This is a genomic window from Aminobacter sp. GW821-FHT11F06 (assembly GCF_058808215.1).
The window spans coordinates 330060-344726 of the sequence record NZ_JBXARL010000002.1 but is presented as its reverse complement, the minus strand read 5'-3'; the positions used below and the strand labels follow the sequence as shown (position 1 = coordinate 344726).

The window sequence follows — 14667 nt, the reverse complement described above, 5'->3', positions numbered from 1 at the left end:
ATTCGCCTCGCCTCCCAAACCGCATCACCCAATTCAGCTCCCACATCTTCCCGGCGGACGCCGACATCGCCTGTTCCCAGCGGCGGCTTCGGCCAGGCGCACAAATGATGCGCACGCGCATCGCCCGCTGGATCGGATGAGGGATTTCCCCGACGAAGTCGGTCTGCCTCAAAGCGAACTCCAAAACGGACTTAAAGGTAATCTTTACGAAGCGTCTGCCACTCGTCCAAAAGCAGCCTGTATTCTCTAAGGAAAAGCTCCTCCTCGTCTCCCTTTAAAGGGCAGTCCAGAGTCCCAAAAGACTCGCTTCGCAAAACATCAAGTATTCGGAAGCTTGCCACATCGAACTGGGGCAATGCCCGGCCTAGCAGCCATATGCCGATACGAGCCGCCTCCTCGGAGAGTTCCGGCTCTTCGCTAAAATAGGGGTAAACCAACCTGTGGGAGCTGTCCCCGATATGAACCGATAAGAGATTCTCTACCTTCGCGACGCATCCGAGCGATTCCACCGTAAACTGCGCTTTGACGCTCTGGTCCAGGATCTGAAATGGCTCATTGATCCAGCGCCGTTTCTCGTTCCACCATGTCAGAAAGCCTTCGGCCAACGGAGGATAAAGTCGCCAACGGCTTCTCTTGTTGGCAGCAATGCGGCGCTGCGTTAGCGAAGTTAGATCGCCGCTGCCAGCGGCGTGGAGCTTGGCATCAGTCCAGAACGGCACGTGAAAATCGCCGCCACTGGATTTGATGCCGTTAGCCTTCTTGATGCTATCTCTTATGTCACTGCGCAGCGCGGCGATGCGTTGTGCTTTCGGTAGATAGAAAATGGTCAGTAGCTTCCTCAAATGAACCCGTTCCAACGACATCGAACGATCCTCAACAGGCGAAGAAAAATTTCAACGAAAACATATCTCGCCTGATTCGGATCGAAATAGAAAGCTTCTGATATTTGCGAATACATTTGGTACCATGTAGGTGAAGCGTTTTACCTTCTCCTCTCAAACCGCATCACCCAATTAACTTCCCACGTCTCGCCGCCATCGACCGACATCGCCTGTTCCCACCGCGGGCTGGTGCCGGGCAGCCAGAGAAACCGAACCAGCACCTTCTGGCCGCCCTCGACGTCGTCGCCAAAAAACTCGCCGCGACCGTTTTCGAACTTGCCCACCATCGCCGGGAACAGCCGGTGGCTCCTTGTGTCGCTCCAGTAGATCGACCACAGCTTTGTCTCGGGATCGTAGAGCCTGAGCGTCATGCCGGTGAAGCCGCGCTCGGGCACCGCCATCTGGTCGATGTGCCCGCCAAAAGTCCCGTCAGGCGCCTGCATCACCTTTTCGGCGTGCGAAAAGGCCGAGAACGTCTCCCATGCGTTCGAGCCCACCAGCCGCTCGCGCAGGCGCTCGTTGGTCACCGTCCAGTCGCCGATCACAAAGTCGAAATCGTCAAAGCCACTCATGTCATCCTCCTCTTGGTTTCCCTGAGGATAGTCTACCCCTCCTGACAGCTTACTGTCAGGAGTTGTCAGGGGTGGCTTGACCTGACCCCATCAGCAGGCTCATCTGCCGCCGCGATAACGCCACACCTTCCCCCTAACGCCGGCCCCATGAAATTCCTGGCCCTCCTTGTTGCCCTTGCGGCTCTTCCAGCCTGCGCCAGCCCCCGGCCGGTGCCGCCGGTTTCGGTTGCTGTCCCGCCGATGATCGGGCAGCCGGACGTCGAGCCGCTGCCGGCAGGTGTCACCCCGCTGACGGTCGAGCAGGACCGGCAGATTTCGCAGGGCTGAGCGGGTCTCCACGGTTGCGAAGTTTCTTTTTAAGGTCGCGTTCTGTCGCACCCCCCTCTGCCCTGCCGGGCATCTCCCCCACAAGGAGGGAGATTGGTCGCGTCGGCCTCGCGTCATTTCCTGAGGTACAGTACGAAATTCTCTTTGAACGTATGCGGTTAGCCGAGGAAGGCGTGATCTCCCTCCTTGTGGGGGAGATGCCCGGCAGGACAGAGGGGGGTGCGACGGAACTCAGCCTAAGCGATTGGCTGTCACCCCCTGTCACCATCGTCAGTGGAAATCCCGCCCTGTTCCTCCCACGAAACCCTGTCGGAACGGCAGTGCGCGGCGAAATCTGACCCGGTCGATAGCCCGCGCTGGCTGGTTTCCCTTTGCCGCCCATATCGGCTAGAGCGGGGCAGTTGGAAAAAAGCCCCGGACCGCCAGCGAATGAACGCCAGATCCCGCCCGCAGCCCTTGTTCCTCGGCATCGACACCGGCGGCACCTACACCGACGCCGTTTTGTGGTCCGAGGATCACGGCGTCGCCGCCAAGGCCAAGGCGCTGACCACCCGCCACGATCTCGCCGTTGGCATTTCGGGCGCTGTCGACGCGGTGCTGGAAAAGGCCCATGTCGACCCCGCCGCGATCAAGCTGGTGTCGATGTCGACGACGCTTGCCACCAACGCCCTGGTCGAGGGCCAGGGCGGGCGGGTGGCGCTGGTCATGATCGGCTTTTCCGAGGCCGACCTTGCCCGCGACGGCCTCAAGACAGCACTGGGCACCGACCCGCTGGTGCTATGCGCTGGCGGCCATGATGTCCACGGCAACGCCCGCGCGCTCGAACTGGACGGGCTTGAGGCAGCATTGCCGGAACTGGCAAAATCCGTCTCGGGCTTTGCCGTCTGCGCCTATTTCGCCACCCGCAACCCTGCGCATGAGATCGCCGCGCGCGACCTGATCCGGCAAAAGACCGGCCTGCCGGTGACGGCAAGTCACGAGCTGTCGGCCAAGCTCGGCGGCCCGCGCCGGGCGCTGACGACGCTGCTCAACGCCCGCCTGATCTCGATGATCGATCGCCTTGTTGCCGCAACCGAGGGCTTCCTGGAGCAACGCAAGATCAAGGCGCCGCTGATGGTGGTGCGTGGCGACGGCGCGCTGGTCTCGGCCGCGTTCGCCCGCCAGCGCCCGATCGAGACCATTCTGTCCGGCCCGGCTGCCAGCCTCGTCGGCGCCCGCTACATGACCGGGCTCGACAATGCGGTTGTTTCCGACATTGGCGGCACCACCACCGACGTCGCCGTGCTCGACCATGGCCGCCCCCGGCTCGACCCCGAGGGCGCCACCGTCGGTGGTTTCCGCACCATGGTCGAGGCGGTCGCGATGCGCACCTTCGGTCTCGGCGGCGATTCGGAAGTTTCGCTGGAGGAGGGCGGGCTGAAGCCCAAAATGTCGCTTGGGCCGCGCCGGCTGGTGCCGCTGGCGCTTGCTGGCATGATGCATGGCGAGGCGGTGACGAGTGAGCTGGAACGCCAGCTGCGCGCGCCCAATCCGGGCCGCATGGACGGACGTTTCGCGGTCCGCACGGGCGTGCCGGAACATCTGGAAGCTGGCCTGACGCCGCCGGAGGCAAAGCTCTACGACACGATCACGGCCACACCACTGCCCATCGACCGGCTTTTGACCTCCAACGCCCAGAGCGCCACGCTCAACCGCCTGGTGTCGCGCGGGCTGGTCCATGTCTGCGGCTTCACCCCCTCCGACGCAGCCCATGTGCTGGGCAGGCAGGCCAATTGGGACGAGACATCAGCGCGCCTGGGTGCCGAGCTTTTTGCCCGCAAGCGCGACGGACGCGGCCAGCCGATCGCAGCGACCCCCGAAGCATTGTCCGAACGCGTGCTGGCGACGCTCACCCGCATCTCGGCTGAAGTCATCTTGGAAACGGCATTTGCCGAAGACGGGCTCGATGGTGCTGCGACAGTCGCGCATGCGCTGGTCCAGCGCGCTGTCGATGGCCACGCAGGCATCGCCCGGCTGTCGGTCGCGCTCGACCGCCCGGTCATCGGTCTCGGTGCCTCGGCGCCGCTGCATTATGCCGGCCTGCCGCAGCTTGTCGGCAATGAATGCGTGGTGCCTGAGGATACCGACGTCGCCAACGCGCTCGGTGCCGTGGTCGGACAGGTTCGCGTGACGGCCGAGGCGCGTGTCAGCCAGCCCAAGGAAGGGCTGTTCCGGCTGTCGGTCGGCGAGATCCTGCGCGACTTCATGGACGAGGAAACGGCGATGGCTGCGGCCGAGGCCGAGGCGCGCGCCATCGTGGCCGTTCGCGCCGGCGACGCCGGCACCGATACGGCCGAAGTCGAGATCGCAACCGAGATAAACGTGTCGACGGTCGAGGGCCAGCGCATGTTCATCGAGGCGCATGTCGTGGCGATTGCCGCAGGCCGGCCTCGCATAGCGGTTTGACGGCTAAATCGATTCGCAGCAGCGATAGGCGGCAAGCCAAATGCTGCCTTGCACATTCGACGAATTGACCCTGCGCGCTTTGCGTGTCAAACGCCCCAAAACCTTGTTTTGACCGCCCCAGCGGCCCCGGAATTCTGGAGCTTGTTTTATGACCGACCTCGTTGAGCTTTTCGGCCTTCGCGTTTCTCGCGAACTCCACGACTTTGTTGTTTCGGAGGCTTTGCCTGGGACTGGGGTCGATGCCGAGAAATTCTGGTCGGGCTTTGCCGAGATCGTCCATGATCTTGGTCCGAAGAACCGGGCGCTTCTGGAAAAGCGCGACGATTTCCAGCTCAAGCTCGACGCCTGGTACCGCAAACATGGCGCCCCGCATGACATGGCCGCCTACAAGGCGTTTCTGACTGAGATCGGCTATCTCGTGCCCGAAGGCCCGGCCTTTGCCGTCACCACCGACAATGTCGATGCCGAGATCGCCACCGTCGCCGGCCCGCAGCTGGTGGTGCCTGTGATGAATGCGCGTTATGCCCTGAACGCCGCCAATGCGCGCTGGGGTTCGCTCTACGATGCGCTCTACGGCACCGATGCGATTTCGGATGCCGATGGCGCGGAGAAGGGCAAGGGCTACAATCCGAAGCGCGGCCAAAAGGTCATCGCCTGGGCCAAGGCGTTTCTGGATCAGTCTGCACCGTTGGCTGAGGGCAGTTGGGCCGATGTGACCGGGCTTGTGGTGGACGCTGGCAAGCTGGTGCTGACGGCGGCATCCGGCGCGGTTGAGCTGCGCGATGGGGCGCAATTCGTCGGTTATCGCGGTGCCGGGGAAAAGAATCCCGATGCGGTGGTGCTGGTGAAGAACGGCCTGCATGTCGAGGTGGTGATCGACCGCGACAGCGCGATCGGCAAGACCGATCCCGCCGGCATCTCCGACATGGTGTTGGAGTCCGCTCTGACCACCATCCAGGACTGCGAGGATTCGGTCGCGGCTGTCGATGCCGAAGACAAGGTTGTGGTCTACCGCAACTGGCTGGGCCTGATGCGCGGCGATCTGTCCGAGACCTTCGACAAGGGCGGCAAGCCGGTCACCCGCAAGCTGAATGGCGACCGCAGCTACACTGGCCCCGATGGCGGTGTCGTTACCTTGCCCGGCCGTTCCTTGATGCTGGTGCGCAATGTCGGCCACCTGATGACCAATCCGGCGATCCTCGATCGCGACGGTAACGAGGTGCCCGAAGGCATCATGGATGCGGCGCTCACCGCCTTGATCGCCCTGCACGATGTCGGTGCCAATGGCCGCCGCATGAACTCCCGCGCCGGCTCGATGTATGTCGTCAAGCCGAAGATGCATGGTCCCGAGGAAGTCGCCTTCGCCGTCGAGATATTCGACCGGGTCGAGCGCCTTGTCGGCATGCCGCGCAAGACCATCAAGATGGGCATCATGGACGAGGAGCGGCGCACCACCATCAACCTCAAGGAGTGCATCCGCGCCGCCAAGGAACGTGTGGTGTTCATCAACACCGGCTTCCTCGACCGCACCGGCGACGAGATCCATACCTCGATGGAAGCCGGCCCCATGGTGCGCAAGGGCGACATGAAGCAGGCACCGTGGATTTCCGCCTACGAGGCCTGGAACGTCGACACCGGGTTGGAATGCGGTCTCTCAGGCCATGCCCAGATCGGCAAGGGCATGTGGGCGATGCCCGACCTGATGGCAGCGATGCTGGAGCAGAAGATCGCCCACCCACGCGCCGGCGCCAACACCGCCTGGGTGCCGTCGCCGACGGCGGCGACGCTGCATGCCACCCACTACCACAAGGTCGACGTGCACCAGGTGCAGGCCGAGCTCAAATCCCGGCCCAAGGCGCGCCTCGACGACATCTTGTCGGTGCCTGTGGTTGTGCGCCCCAACTGGACGCCTGATGAGATCCAGCGCGAGCTCGATAACAACGCGCAGGGGATTCTGGGTTATGTCGTGCGCTGGATCGACCAGGGCGTGGGCTGCTCGAAGGTGCCAGACATCAACGACGTCGGGCTGATGGAAGACCGCGCCACGCTGCGTATCTCCTCCCAGCACATCGCCAACTGGCTGCGCCACGATGTCTGCTCGCATATCCAGGTGATGGATTCGCTGCAGCGCATGGCGGCCATCGTCGACCGCCAGAATGTCGGCGATCCGCTCTATCGCCCGATGGCGCCCGACTTCGACCAGTCGATCGCCTTCCGCGCCGCCTGCGACCTGGTCTTTGAAGGCCGCGCCCAGCCCAATGGCTACACCGAGCCGGTGCTCCACAAGCGCAGGCTCGAGCTCAAGGCGCAGGCGCGGGGATAAGCCTGCAGTGCCAATTGCTTGGTAGGACGTGATAGTCTGACATTCATGATCGAGTTCCGTCCCACCCCCCTCTGGCCTGCCGGCCATCTCCCCCTCAAGGGGGGAGATCAGCAGCTGGGACTGCTGCGCCCATCCTTCGGCGTTCGTGGCAGGCGAAATCAGTGGGCTTGGGTAATCTCCCCCCTTGAGGGGGAGATGGCCGGCAGGCCAGAGGGGGGCGACGTAGAGCGCCCCCATTTCTCAAGACCCGCTAGGCCCTTGCCATGATCCTCCTCGCCATCGATTGTGCCGCAAGCCTGTGCGCCGCCAGCGTCTACGACACGGGCGCTGCCAGGGAGCTCGGCCGCTGCGTGCGCGATCTTGGCAAGGGCCATGCCGAGCACCTGATGGGCGTGGTGGAAGAAGCGCTCACAAAGGCTGGCGTCGCTTATCCAGACCTCGGCCTGATCGCCGTTTCCACCGGTCCCGGCTCGTTCACCGGCGTGCGTGTCGGCGTCTCAGCCGCACGTGGCTTTTCGCTGGCGCTGAAAATCCCGGCGGTTGGCGTCACGACACTGGAAGCGCTTGCTGCCGAAACGCGCGATGCGCTCGGTCCAAGGACCGTGCTCGCAGCACTCGACGCGGGCCGCGAGGAAATCCATGCGGCTCTTTATGATGAGAATGGCCTCGCCTTGCGCGAACCGGCGGTTCTGAGCTTGGCCGAGGCCGCCGAGATCGCAGCCTCCGGGCCGACGGCATTGGCCGGCACCGCTGCTCGGCTGGTCGCGGATGCGGTCGTGGTCGACAAGGCGTTCGCCTTCGGTCCGATGCTTGCGACTGCCGACATCGGCACCTATGCGCGCCTTGCTGCCGGCAAGGAGCCGGGCGAAAGGCCAAAACCGGTCTATCTCCGCGCGCCGGATGCCAAGCCGCAGGCCGGCTTCGTGTTGCCGAGGGAACAGAAATGAAACTGCCGTTCTGGCCGCTGCGCCGCGACTATGCGCTCCAGCCTCTGTCGCTTGATGATAGCCCAGCATTGGCACCACTTCATCGCGAGGATTTTGTCCGCCCGTGGTCCGGCGACGAGTTTTCGTCCTTGCTTGAGCAGGACACGGTCTTCGGTTTTGCTGTGCGCGAGACCGGCCATGGCAACGAGGCTCCGCTCGCATTCGTGCTGGCGCGGCTGGCGGCGGGCGAGGCGGAAATCCTGACCATTGCGGTTTCGCGTTCGCATCGCCGCCACGGCCTGGGCTGGCGGCTGATGGATGCCGTGCTGCGCGAACTGCATGCGCAGCGCGCCGAAGCGCTGTTTCTCGAAGTCGACGAGACCAACGCGCCGGCAATCGGGCTCTATCGCAAATTCGGTTTCCATGAGGTCGGCAAGCGCCCGAATTATTACCAGTCGGCGCAAGGGGCGACCGGTGCGCTTGTCATGCGGCTCGATCTTCGTTAGCCAGAAGCCCAGTTAAAAAAGGGCATTGAGCGCTATATGATCGGAAAGATCCGTACAGGGCTCGCGCTCTCTTGGATGGTTGCGGCCTCGCTGGTGCTTGTGCCGCTGCAGGTGATCTCGATGAAGACCGGCCTGTGGCCGGAAACCGTGATCCTGAAGATCTGGCACCGCGTCATGTTGCAGGCGCTCGGCATGCGTGTGCGCATGGTCGGCAAGATGGTCGAGACCCGGCCGTTGATGATCGCATCCAACCACATCTCCTGGACCGACATCATGGCGCTCGGCTCGCTTGTCGATGTCACCTTCATCGCCAAGTCGGAACTGAATGGCTGGCCGATCTTCGGCTTTCTGTCGCGGCTGCAGCGCACCGTGTTCATCGAGCGCGAACGCAAGCGCAAGTCTGGCGACCAGGCCAGCGAGATCGCCCAGCGTCTCGCCGCAGGCAACGCCGTGGTGCTGTTTGCCGAAGGCAGCACCGGTGACGGCAATCTTTTGCTGCCTTTCAAAAGCACGCTGTTTGGCGCGGCCTCGATGGCGATTGCCGAAGGGGCGGCCGAGCATGTCGTCATCCAGCCGGTGTCGATCGCCTATACCCGCATCCATGGCATTCCGCTCGGCCGCCAGCATCGTCCGATCGCCAGCTGGATCGGCGACATGGATCTGGTGCCGCATATCAAACAGTTGCTGGCCGAAGGCGGGCTCGACGTCGAAATCCGCTTCGGCGAACCGATCGATTTTTCGGCCAAGTCGAGCCGCAAGGAAGCGACCCGGCTGATGGAAGAGCGCGTGCGTGAAATGATGCTGCAATCGCTCGCGCCGCCGGTGCCGGCGCGCCAGGCCTAAACTGGCTGTTTTTTGCCTTGGAAAGGCGCTATGAGGCGCCGCATGGAACTCGACGATATCTCTACCATAGTCCCGGCAAGCTCAGCGGAGCTGGCCTCGACCGCAAGTGGCGCGGCCAAGAAGGTCTTCATCAAGACCTATGGCTGCCAGATGAATGTCTACGACTCGCAGCGCATGAGCGATGCGCTCGCTGCCGACGGCTATGCCGCGACCGAGACCATCGACGACGCCGACCTGATTTTGCTCAACACCTGCCATATCCGCGAGAAGGCGGCCGAAAAGGTCTATTCGCAGCTAGGCCGCCTGGGCAAACTCAAGGCCGAGCGGGCGGAGAGTGGCCGCGAATTGATTGTCGGCGTCACCGGCTGTGTCGCCCAGGCCGAAGGCCGCGAAATCCTTCGCCGCGCTTCGGCCGTCGATCTGGTCGTTGGGCCGCAGACCTATCACCGCTTGCCGGAAGTCGTACGCAGGGCACGCGGCGGCCAGAAGGTCGTCGAAACCGAATATTCGCTTGAAGACAAGTTCGAGCACCTGCCGCAGCCGCGCAAGTCCGAGGTCGCCAGGCGCGGCGTCACCGCATTCCTGACCGTGCAGGAAGGTTGCGACAAGTTCTGCACCTTCTGCGTGGTGCCTTATACCAGGGGCTCGGAAGTGTCGCGCTCGGTCGCCCAGATCGTCACCGAGGCCGAACGGCTGGCCGAGGCCGGCGTGCGCGAAGTCACGCTGCTGGGCCAGAACGTCAATGCCTGGCATGGCGAGGGTGCGGACGGCACGGAATGGGGGCTTGGGCGACTGCTTTATCGTCTCGCCGAAATCCCCGGCATTGCCAGGCTGCGCTACACCACCAGCCATCCGCGCGACATGGACGATGAGCTGATCGCGGCTCACCGCGATCTCGGCGCGCTGATGCCTTACCTGCATCTGCCGGTGCAGTCGGGCTCGGACCGTATCCTCAAGGCAATGAACCGCCGACATACCGCCGCCGATTATCTCAAGCTGATCGAGCGCATCCGCACCGCGCGTCCCGATATCGCCATGTCTGGCGATTTCATCGTCGGTTTTCCGGGCGAGACGGATGACGATTTCGAGGCTACGATGGAGATCGTGCGCGCCACCAATTACGCCTCGGCCTATTCGTTCAAATATTCGCCGCGTCCGGGAACGCCTGGTGCGGAGATGGACGGTCATGTCGAGGAAAACGTCAAGGACGAGCGGCTGCAAAGGCTGCAGCAGCTGATCACCCGGCAGCAGCATGCCTTCGCCGACGGGCTGGTCGGACAGACAATTTCGACGCTGATCGAAAAGCCCGGCCGCGAGCCCGGACAGATCGTCGGACGCTCACCTTGGCTGCAGCCGGTTATTGTTGATGAAAAGGCCGGCGAAATCGGTGACATTATCAATGTGCGAATCACGAAGACAGGCACCAACAGCCTGTTCGCCGAAACGGTCTGATGGGCCGTACGGCAGATGAGGAGAGACGGTTGAGCGCTGCTGAACTCAAGAACCTGCCCTCCGGGGCGTCTGACATGGCGCACATCGTACTGACCTTCGACAACAACAAGCTAGCCAGTGCGCTTTATGGCCAGTTCGACGAGAACCTGGCCCGTCTCGAACAGAAACTCGGCGTCGACATTCGTTCGCGCGGCAACCAGCTGACCATCAAGGGCAGCGCCACGTCAGCCGAACAGGCGCGCCGCGCACTCGATCATCTTTATGCCATCCTGCAGAAAGGCGGCGAAGTGGCTCAGTCCGACGTAGACGGCGCCGTGCGCATGGCGGTTGCGCCCGACGACCAGCTGACGCTGCCGACGCTGGAGCGCAAGGGCAAGATGGCCGCAGCCCAGATTTCGACGCGCAAGCGCACCATCTATGCCCGTTCGCTCAACCAGGACGCCTATATGCGCGCGCTGGAGCGGTCCGAACTGGTGTTCGGCATCGGCCCGGCCGGCACCGGCAAGACCTATCTTGCGGTGGCGCATGCCGCCATGCTGCTCGAACGCGGCATGGTCGAGCGCATCATCCTGTCGCGCCCGGCGGTGGAAGCGGGCGAACGCCTGGGCTTTTTGCCCGGCGACATGAAGGAAAAGGTCGATCCCTATCTGCGCCCGCTCTATGACGCGCTCTATGACATGATGCCCGCCGACAAGGTCGAGCGCGCCATTGCCGCGGAAGTCATCGAGATCGCGCCGCTCGCCTTCATGCGCGGACGCACTTTGGCGCATGCCGCCGTCATCCTCGACGAGGCGCAGAACACCACCTCGATGCAGATGAAGATGTTCCTGACGCGTCTCGGCGAGGGGTCGCGCATGATCGTTACCGGCGACCCGACCCAGATCGACTTGCCGCCCAACACTAAGTCGGGCCTGGTCGAAGCTTTGCGTATCCTCGACGGTGTGCCAGGTGCCGTGACGGTGCGCTTCAACGACACCGACGTGGTCCGCCACCCGCTCGTCGCCGAGATCGTCCGGGCCTATGACCGCGACGGCAAGGTCGCGCGCGGCCTTGGCACCGAGGGTTGATCGGGAACGGTTTGGTCATGCCTGACAAGAAAACACCGGCGTCCTCCGTCGCGGAGGGCGGCCTCGACATCGACCTGATGATCGAGGAAGGCGCTTGGCCGAGCGAAGAAGCTTTGAGGGCGCTGGTCGACCGTGCCGTGCCTGCCGCCCTGGCCGAGGCCGAGGTGGACATTGTCGATGGCGTCGAGCTGAGCCTGGTTTTCACTGACGACGACGCCATCCAGAGCCTCAACGCCGAATGGCGCCAAAAGGACAAGCCGACCAATGTCTTGTCGTTTCCGGCCTTCCCCATGGCGCCGGGCGACCCGCTGCCGCCGATGCTCGGCGACATTGTCTTGGCCTATGAGACGGTGGCGCGCGAGGCCGAGCTTGAACAAAAGCCGCTCGATAATCACATCACCCACCTCATAATCCACGGACTCCTGCATCTTTTGGGGTATGATCACGAGACCGACGAAGAGGCCGAGGAGATGGAGGCCTTGGAACGCCAGGCTCTGGCGAGGCTTGCCATTCCCGATCCCTACGCGTAACAGGGACGATCAACGACCGGAAGACGATGAACGACAAAACAGAGACTGCCGCCACGCCCGAAACGGGAACCGCGGCAAAGGCCTCCGACCAGAACGAGGACGGACCTAGTAGCAGTGCGCCGTTACCCGCGACGCACGACCCCCAGGCCGAACGGCCATCCTTCATTGAGCGGCTGACCAGGCTATTCCGTCACCGCAGCAATGGCACCAATATCCGTGAGGAAATTGTCGACGCGCTGGCCGAAACGACCGGCAGCGACGCCGATTCGTTTTCGCCCGGCGAACGCGCCATGCTCAACAACATCCTCAGGCTCCGCGAAGTCAGGGTCGAGGACGTCATGGTGCCGCGCGCCGACATCGAGGCGATCGAGCTCTCGACGACGCTTGGCGAACTGCTTGTCGTGTTCGAACAATCAGGCCATTCGCGCATGCCAGTCTATGTCGAGACCCTCGATGATCCGCGCGGCATGGTCCACATCCGCGACGTGCTGGCCCACATTACCCGTGGGGCGCGCGTCAAGAAGGGCAGGGCACGCAAGGCGCAGCCCACCGACGTGCAGATCGACCTCGCGCAGGTCGACCTCAAGCGCAACATTGGCGAGTTGAACCTCATCCGCACGGTGCTGTTCGTGCCGCCGTCCATGCTGGCGTCGGACCTTATGACCCGCATGCAGGCGACGCGCACCCAGATGGCGCTGGTCATCGACGAATATGGCGGCACCGACGGGCTGGTTTCGCTCGAAGACATCGTCGAGATGGTCGTCGGCGACATCGAAGACGAGCACGACGACGACGAGCCGATGATCACCCAGGCGGGAGACGGCGTTTATGTCGTCGACGGCAAGGCCGAGATCGAGGAAGTCGCCAAGGTCCTTGGCTCGGAATTCTCGCCCGGCGAACATAGCGAATATGTCGATACCATCGGCGGCATGATCTTCAACGCGCTCGGCCGTGTGCCGGCGCGCGGCGAAGTGGTGCAGGCGATACCCGGCTTCGAGTTCCACGTGCTCGACGCCGACCCGCGACGCGTCAAGCGTGTGCGCATCGTCCATAGCTTGAAGAGTGAGCGCCGCCGCCGCGCCAAGGCTGAACAGGCGTGAGCCTGGCCTGCCCGGGCGGTCCGCCATTTGGTGCCGCCTTGCGGTGCTGCTACACCTTCGACCCGTGATTCTGGGACGAGGGGCACGGATGGAGCGTCATGCTGGGCGGATAATTCTGCTGTGGGGATGGAAAAGGGCGCTGGTGGCCTTTGTGGCCGGCGCCTTCGCCGTCTTGGGCCAGGCGCCATATGATTTTTTCGCCGCCTGTTTCGTCTCTTTCCCTGTTCTGGTCTGGCTTCTCGACGGTGCTGTCGCAGACAGGCCCGCTGGCGTGCTGCGCCGTCTCATGCCGGCCTTCGCCACCGGCTGGTGGTTCGGCTTCGGCTATTTCCTCGCCGGGCTGTGGTGGGTCGGCGGCGCGCTTCTTGTCGAGGCCGAGAGTTTTGCCTGGGCATTGCCCTTCGCCGTCGTCGGCATTCCGCTGATCCTGGCCTTTTTCTACGGCTTTGCCGCCGCCCTGGCGCGGCTGTTGTGGAGCGATGGCATTGGCCGCATCGCAGCACTCGCCTTTGCCTTCGGCCTGACCGAATGGCTGCGCACATTCCTGTTCACCGGTTTTCCGTGGAACCCGCTCGGCTTTGCCGCCATGCCGATGCCGCTGTTCATGCAGAGCGTGGCGGTGATTGGCGTGACCGGCATGAACGTGCTGGCCGTCTTCGTCTTCGCCATGCCCGCGCTGCTTGCCGATCGGCGCAACCTCAAGCTCGGCTTTTCGCTGGCGGCCGTTCTGGTCGCCGCCCACGCCGCCTATGGCTATTACAGGCTGGCGGCACCCGCAGCGCCCGCCGGACGTACGATCAATGTCCGTATCGTCCAGCCCAATATCGATCTCAGCGAAAAGTGGGACGGCCGTGTCCGCGACCGCATCTTTGCCAGCTTGCTGCAACTGTCGGCCGAGGCACCGAAGCCGGGCGCCAAGAAGCCTGATCTGATCGTCTGGCCCGAAACCTCGGTGCCGTTCCTGTTCACCGAGCGGCCCGATGCGCTGGTCGCGATCGGCGATATGCTGACCGAAGGCCAGATGCTGATGGCTGGCACTGTGCGCGAGGAGGGGCAGTCGGGTGCCGCTGAGGAAGCCCGCTATTACAACTCCGTCGTCAGCATCAACGACAAGGGCGAGATCGTCGATGCGGTCGACAAGGTTCACCTTGTTCCCTTCGGCGAATATATCCCCTTCGCCGGCCTTATGGAGCGCATTGGGCTCACTCAACTTGTCGCCGGACCGATGAATTTCGCCGCCGGCACCAGCCGTAGGCCGCTCGATTTGCCCGGCGGGCTCAAGGCGTCCGCCTTCATTTGCTATGAAATAATCTTTCCCCCGCTTGTGGCAGTTGACGCCGCGTCAACTCAGATTATGGTGAACGTCACCAACGACGCGTGGTTTGGCGACACTCCGGGCCCTTATCAGCACTTCCGGCAGTCGCAGATCCGCGCCGTCGAAAACGGGTTGCCGGTCCTGCGAGCGGCCAACACAGGAATTTCCGGCATTGTCGACCCAAGCGGGCGAGTTGTGGATGCACTTGCGATGAATGTTCGCGGCACCATCGATTTCTCGCTTCCGGTGGCCGCCACTGGCGCCGCCTCGACGCCGTTTTCGCGCGTTAACGGTTTCCTGATCATGTTCCTCATTGCCGTTGCGGCAAGTGGCTTGAAGCTCAGACAAAGGCTCAGGGCGAATTGACACTGCGATTGTTA

Annotated in this window: 13 protein-coding genes; 11 read left to right on the top strand and 2 right to left on the bottom strand. The window is 63.2% G+C overall.

Going from position 1 to position 14667, the window contains the following annotated elements:
• Positions 1-191: 191 nt before the first annotated feature.
• Complete coding sequence (locus AC1RTB_RS06095) at positions 192-863, bottom strand: hypothetical protein (RefSeq protein WP_492875665.1); 672 nt, start codon at positions 861-863, stop codon at positions 192-194.
• Between the two features lie 119 nt (positions 864-982).
• The gene (locus AC1RTB_RS06090) at positions 983-1453 is read right to left on the bottom strand and encodes a hypothetical protein (protein WP_492875663.1); all 471 of its coding nucleotides are present in this window, start codon (positions 1451-1453) and stop codon (positions 983-985) included.
• A 147-nt stretch (positions 1454-1600) separates the two neighbouring features.
• Here AC1RTB_RS06090 and AC1RTB_RS06085 point away from each other — a divergent pair, with 147 nt between their 5' ends.
• The 11 genes from AC1RTB_RS06085 to lnt all read left to right on the top strand — a co-directional run bounded on the left by AC1RTB_RS06085 (position 1601) and on the right by lnt (position 14653).
• Positions 1601-1780, top strand: a complete 180-nt coding sequence (locus AC1RTB_RS06085) for a hypothetical protein (RefSeq protein ID WP_492875662.1) — start codon at positions 1601-1603, stop codon at positions 1778-1780.
• Positions 1781-2209: 429 nt separating this feature from the next.
• Positions 2210-4225: a hydantoinase/oxoprolinase N-terminal domain-containing protein gene (locus tag AC1RTB_RS06080; RefSeq protein WP_492875661.1), complete on the top strand. Its 2016-nt coding sequence runs from the start codon at positions 2210-2212 to the stop codon at positions 4223-4225.
• A gap of 148 nt (positions 4226-4373) precedes the next feature.
• Positions 4374-6548: a malate synthase G gene (locus tag AC1RTB_RS06075; protein ID WP_492875659.1), complete on the top strand. Its 2175-nt coding sequence runs from the start codon at positions 4374-4376 to the stop codon at positions 6546-6548.
• A gap of 263 nt (positions 6549-6811) precedes the next feature.
• Complete coding sequence (tsaB, locus tag AC1RTB_RS06070) at positions 6812-7495, top strand: tRNA (adenosine(37)-N6)-threonylcarbamoyltransferase complex dimerization subunit type 1 TsaB (RefSeq protein WP_492875657.1); 684 nt, start codon at positions 6812-6814, stop codon at positions 7493-7495.
• Entirely contained in the window at positions 7492-7980 is a 489-nt protein-coding gene (locus AC1RTB_RS06065) for a GNAT family N-acetyltransferase (protein WP_492875655.1), read from the top strand. The genes tsaB and AC1RTB_RS06065 overlap by 4 nt, the downstream gene beginning before the upstream one ends.
• Before the next feature lie 36 nt (positions 7981-8016).
• Positions 8017-8823, top strand: coding sequence for a lyso-ornithine lipid O-acyltransferase (gene olsA / locus AC1RTB_RS06060; protein WP_492875654.1), 807 nt, complete (start codon positions 8017-8019; stop codon positions 8821-8823).
• Between the two features lie 42 nt (positions 8824-8865).
• Positions 8866-10275 (top strand): tRNA (N6-isopentenyl adenosine(37)-C2)-methylthiotransferase MiaB, encoded by a 1410-nt coding sequence (miaB, locus tag AC1RTB_RS06055; RefSeq protein ID WP_492875652.1) that lies wholly within the window; start codon positions 8866-8868, stop codon positions 10273-10275.
• A gap of 74 nt (positions 10276-10349) precedes the next feature.
• A complete protein-coding gene (locus AC1RTB_RS06050) occupies positions 10350-11342 on the top strand; it encodes a PhoH family protein (RefSeq protein WP_492876343.1) in 993 nt (330 codons plus the stop codon).
• Positions 11343-11359: 17 nt separating this feature from the next.
• Positions 11360-11872, top strand: a complete 513-nt coding sequence (ybeY, locus tag AC1RTB_RS06045; RefSeq protein ID WP_492875650.1) for an rRNA maturation RNase YbeY — start codon at positions 11360-11362, stop codon at positions 11870-11872.
• 26 nt (positions 11873-11898) lie between these two features.
• Positions 11899-12972: a hemolysin family protein gene (locus AC1RTB_RS06040; protein ID WP_476788957.1), complete on the top strand. Its 1074-nt coding sequence runs from the start codon at positions 11899-11901 to the stop codon at positions 12970-12972.
• Positions 12973-13060: 88 nt separating this feature from the next.
• Positions 13061-14653: an apolipoprotein N-acyltransferase gene (lnt, locus tag AC1RTB_RS06035; RefSeq protein ID WP_492875648.1), complete on the top strand. Its 1593-nt coding sequence runs from the start codon at positions 13061-13063 to the stop codon at positions 14651-14653.
• The last annotated feature ends 14 nt before the right edge of the window (positions 14654-14667 follow it).

Excerpts from the sequence above, each read along its gene's own strand:
- AC1RTB_RS06085 (WP_492875662.1), top strand. The coding sequence starts at position 1,601 with ATGAAATTCCTGGCCCTCCTTGTTGCCCTTGCGGCTCTTCCAGCCTGC.
- AC1RTB_RS06040 (WP_476788957.1), top strand. The coding sequence starts at position 11,899 with ATGAACGACAAAACAGAGACTGCCGCCACGCCCGAAACGGGAACCGCG.
- AC1RTB_RS06075 (WP_492875659.1), top strand. The coding sequence starts at position 4,374 with ATGACCGACCTCGTTGAGCTTTTCGGCCTTCGCGTTTCTCGCGAACTC.
- AC1RTB_RS06065 (WP_492875655.1), top strand. The coding sequence starts at position 7,492 with ATGAAACTGCCGTTCTGGCCGCTGCGCCGCGACTATGCGCTCCAGCCT.
- AC1RTB_RS06050 (WP_492876343.1), top strand. The coding sequence starts at position 10,350 with ATGGCGCACATCGTACTGACCTTCGACAACAACAAGCTAGCCAGTGCG.
- tsaB (WP_492875657.1), top strand. The coding sequence starts at position 6,812 with ATGATCCTCCTCGCCATCGATTGTGCCGCAAGCCTGTGCGCCGCCAGC.
- olsA (WP_492875654.1), top strand. The coding sequence starts at position 8,017 with ATGATCGGAAAGATCCGTACAGGGCTCGCGCTCTCTTGGATGGTTGCG.
- miaB (WP_492875652.1), top strand. The coding sequence starts at position 8,866 with ATGGAACTCGACGATATCTCTACCATAGTCCCGGCAAGCTCAGCGGAG.
- AC1RTB_RS06095 (WP_492875665.1), bottom strand. The coding sequence starts at position 863 with ATGTCGTTGGAACGGGTTCATTTGAGGAAGCTACTGACCATTTTCTAT.
- ybeY (WP_492875650.1), top strand. The coding sequence starts at position 11,360 with ATGCCTGACAAGAAAACACCGGCGTCCTCCGTCGCGGAGGGCGGCCTC.
- lnt (WP_492875648.1), top strand. The coding sequence starts at position 13,061 with ATGGAGCGTCATGCTGGGCGGATAATTCTGCTGTGGGGATGGAAAAGG.
- AC1RTB_RS06090 (WP_492875663.1), bottom strand. The coding sequence starts at position 1,453 with ATGAGTGGCTTTGACGATTTCGACTTTGTGATCGGCGACTGGACGGTG.
- AC1RTB_RS06080 (WP_492875661.1), top strand. The coding sequence starts at position 2,210 with ATGAACGCCAGATCCCGCCCGCAGCCCTTGTTCCTCGGCATCGACACC.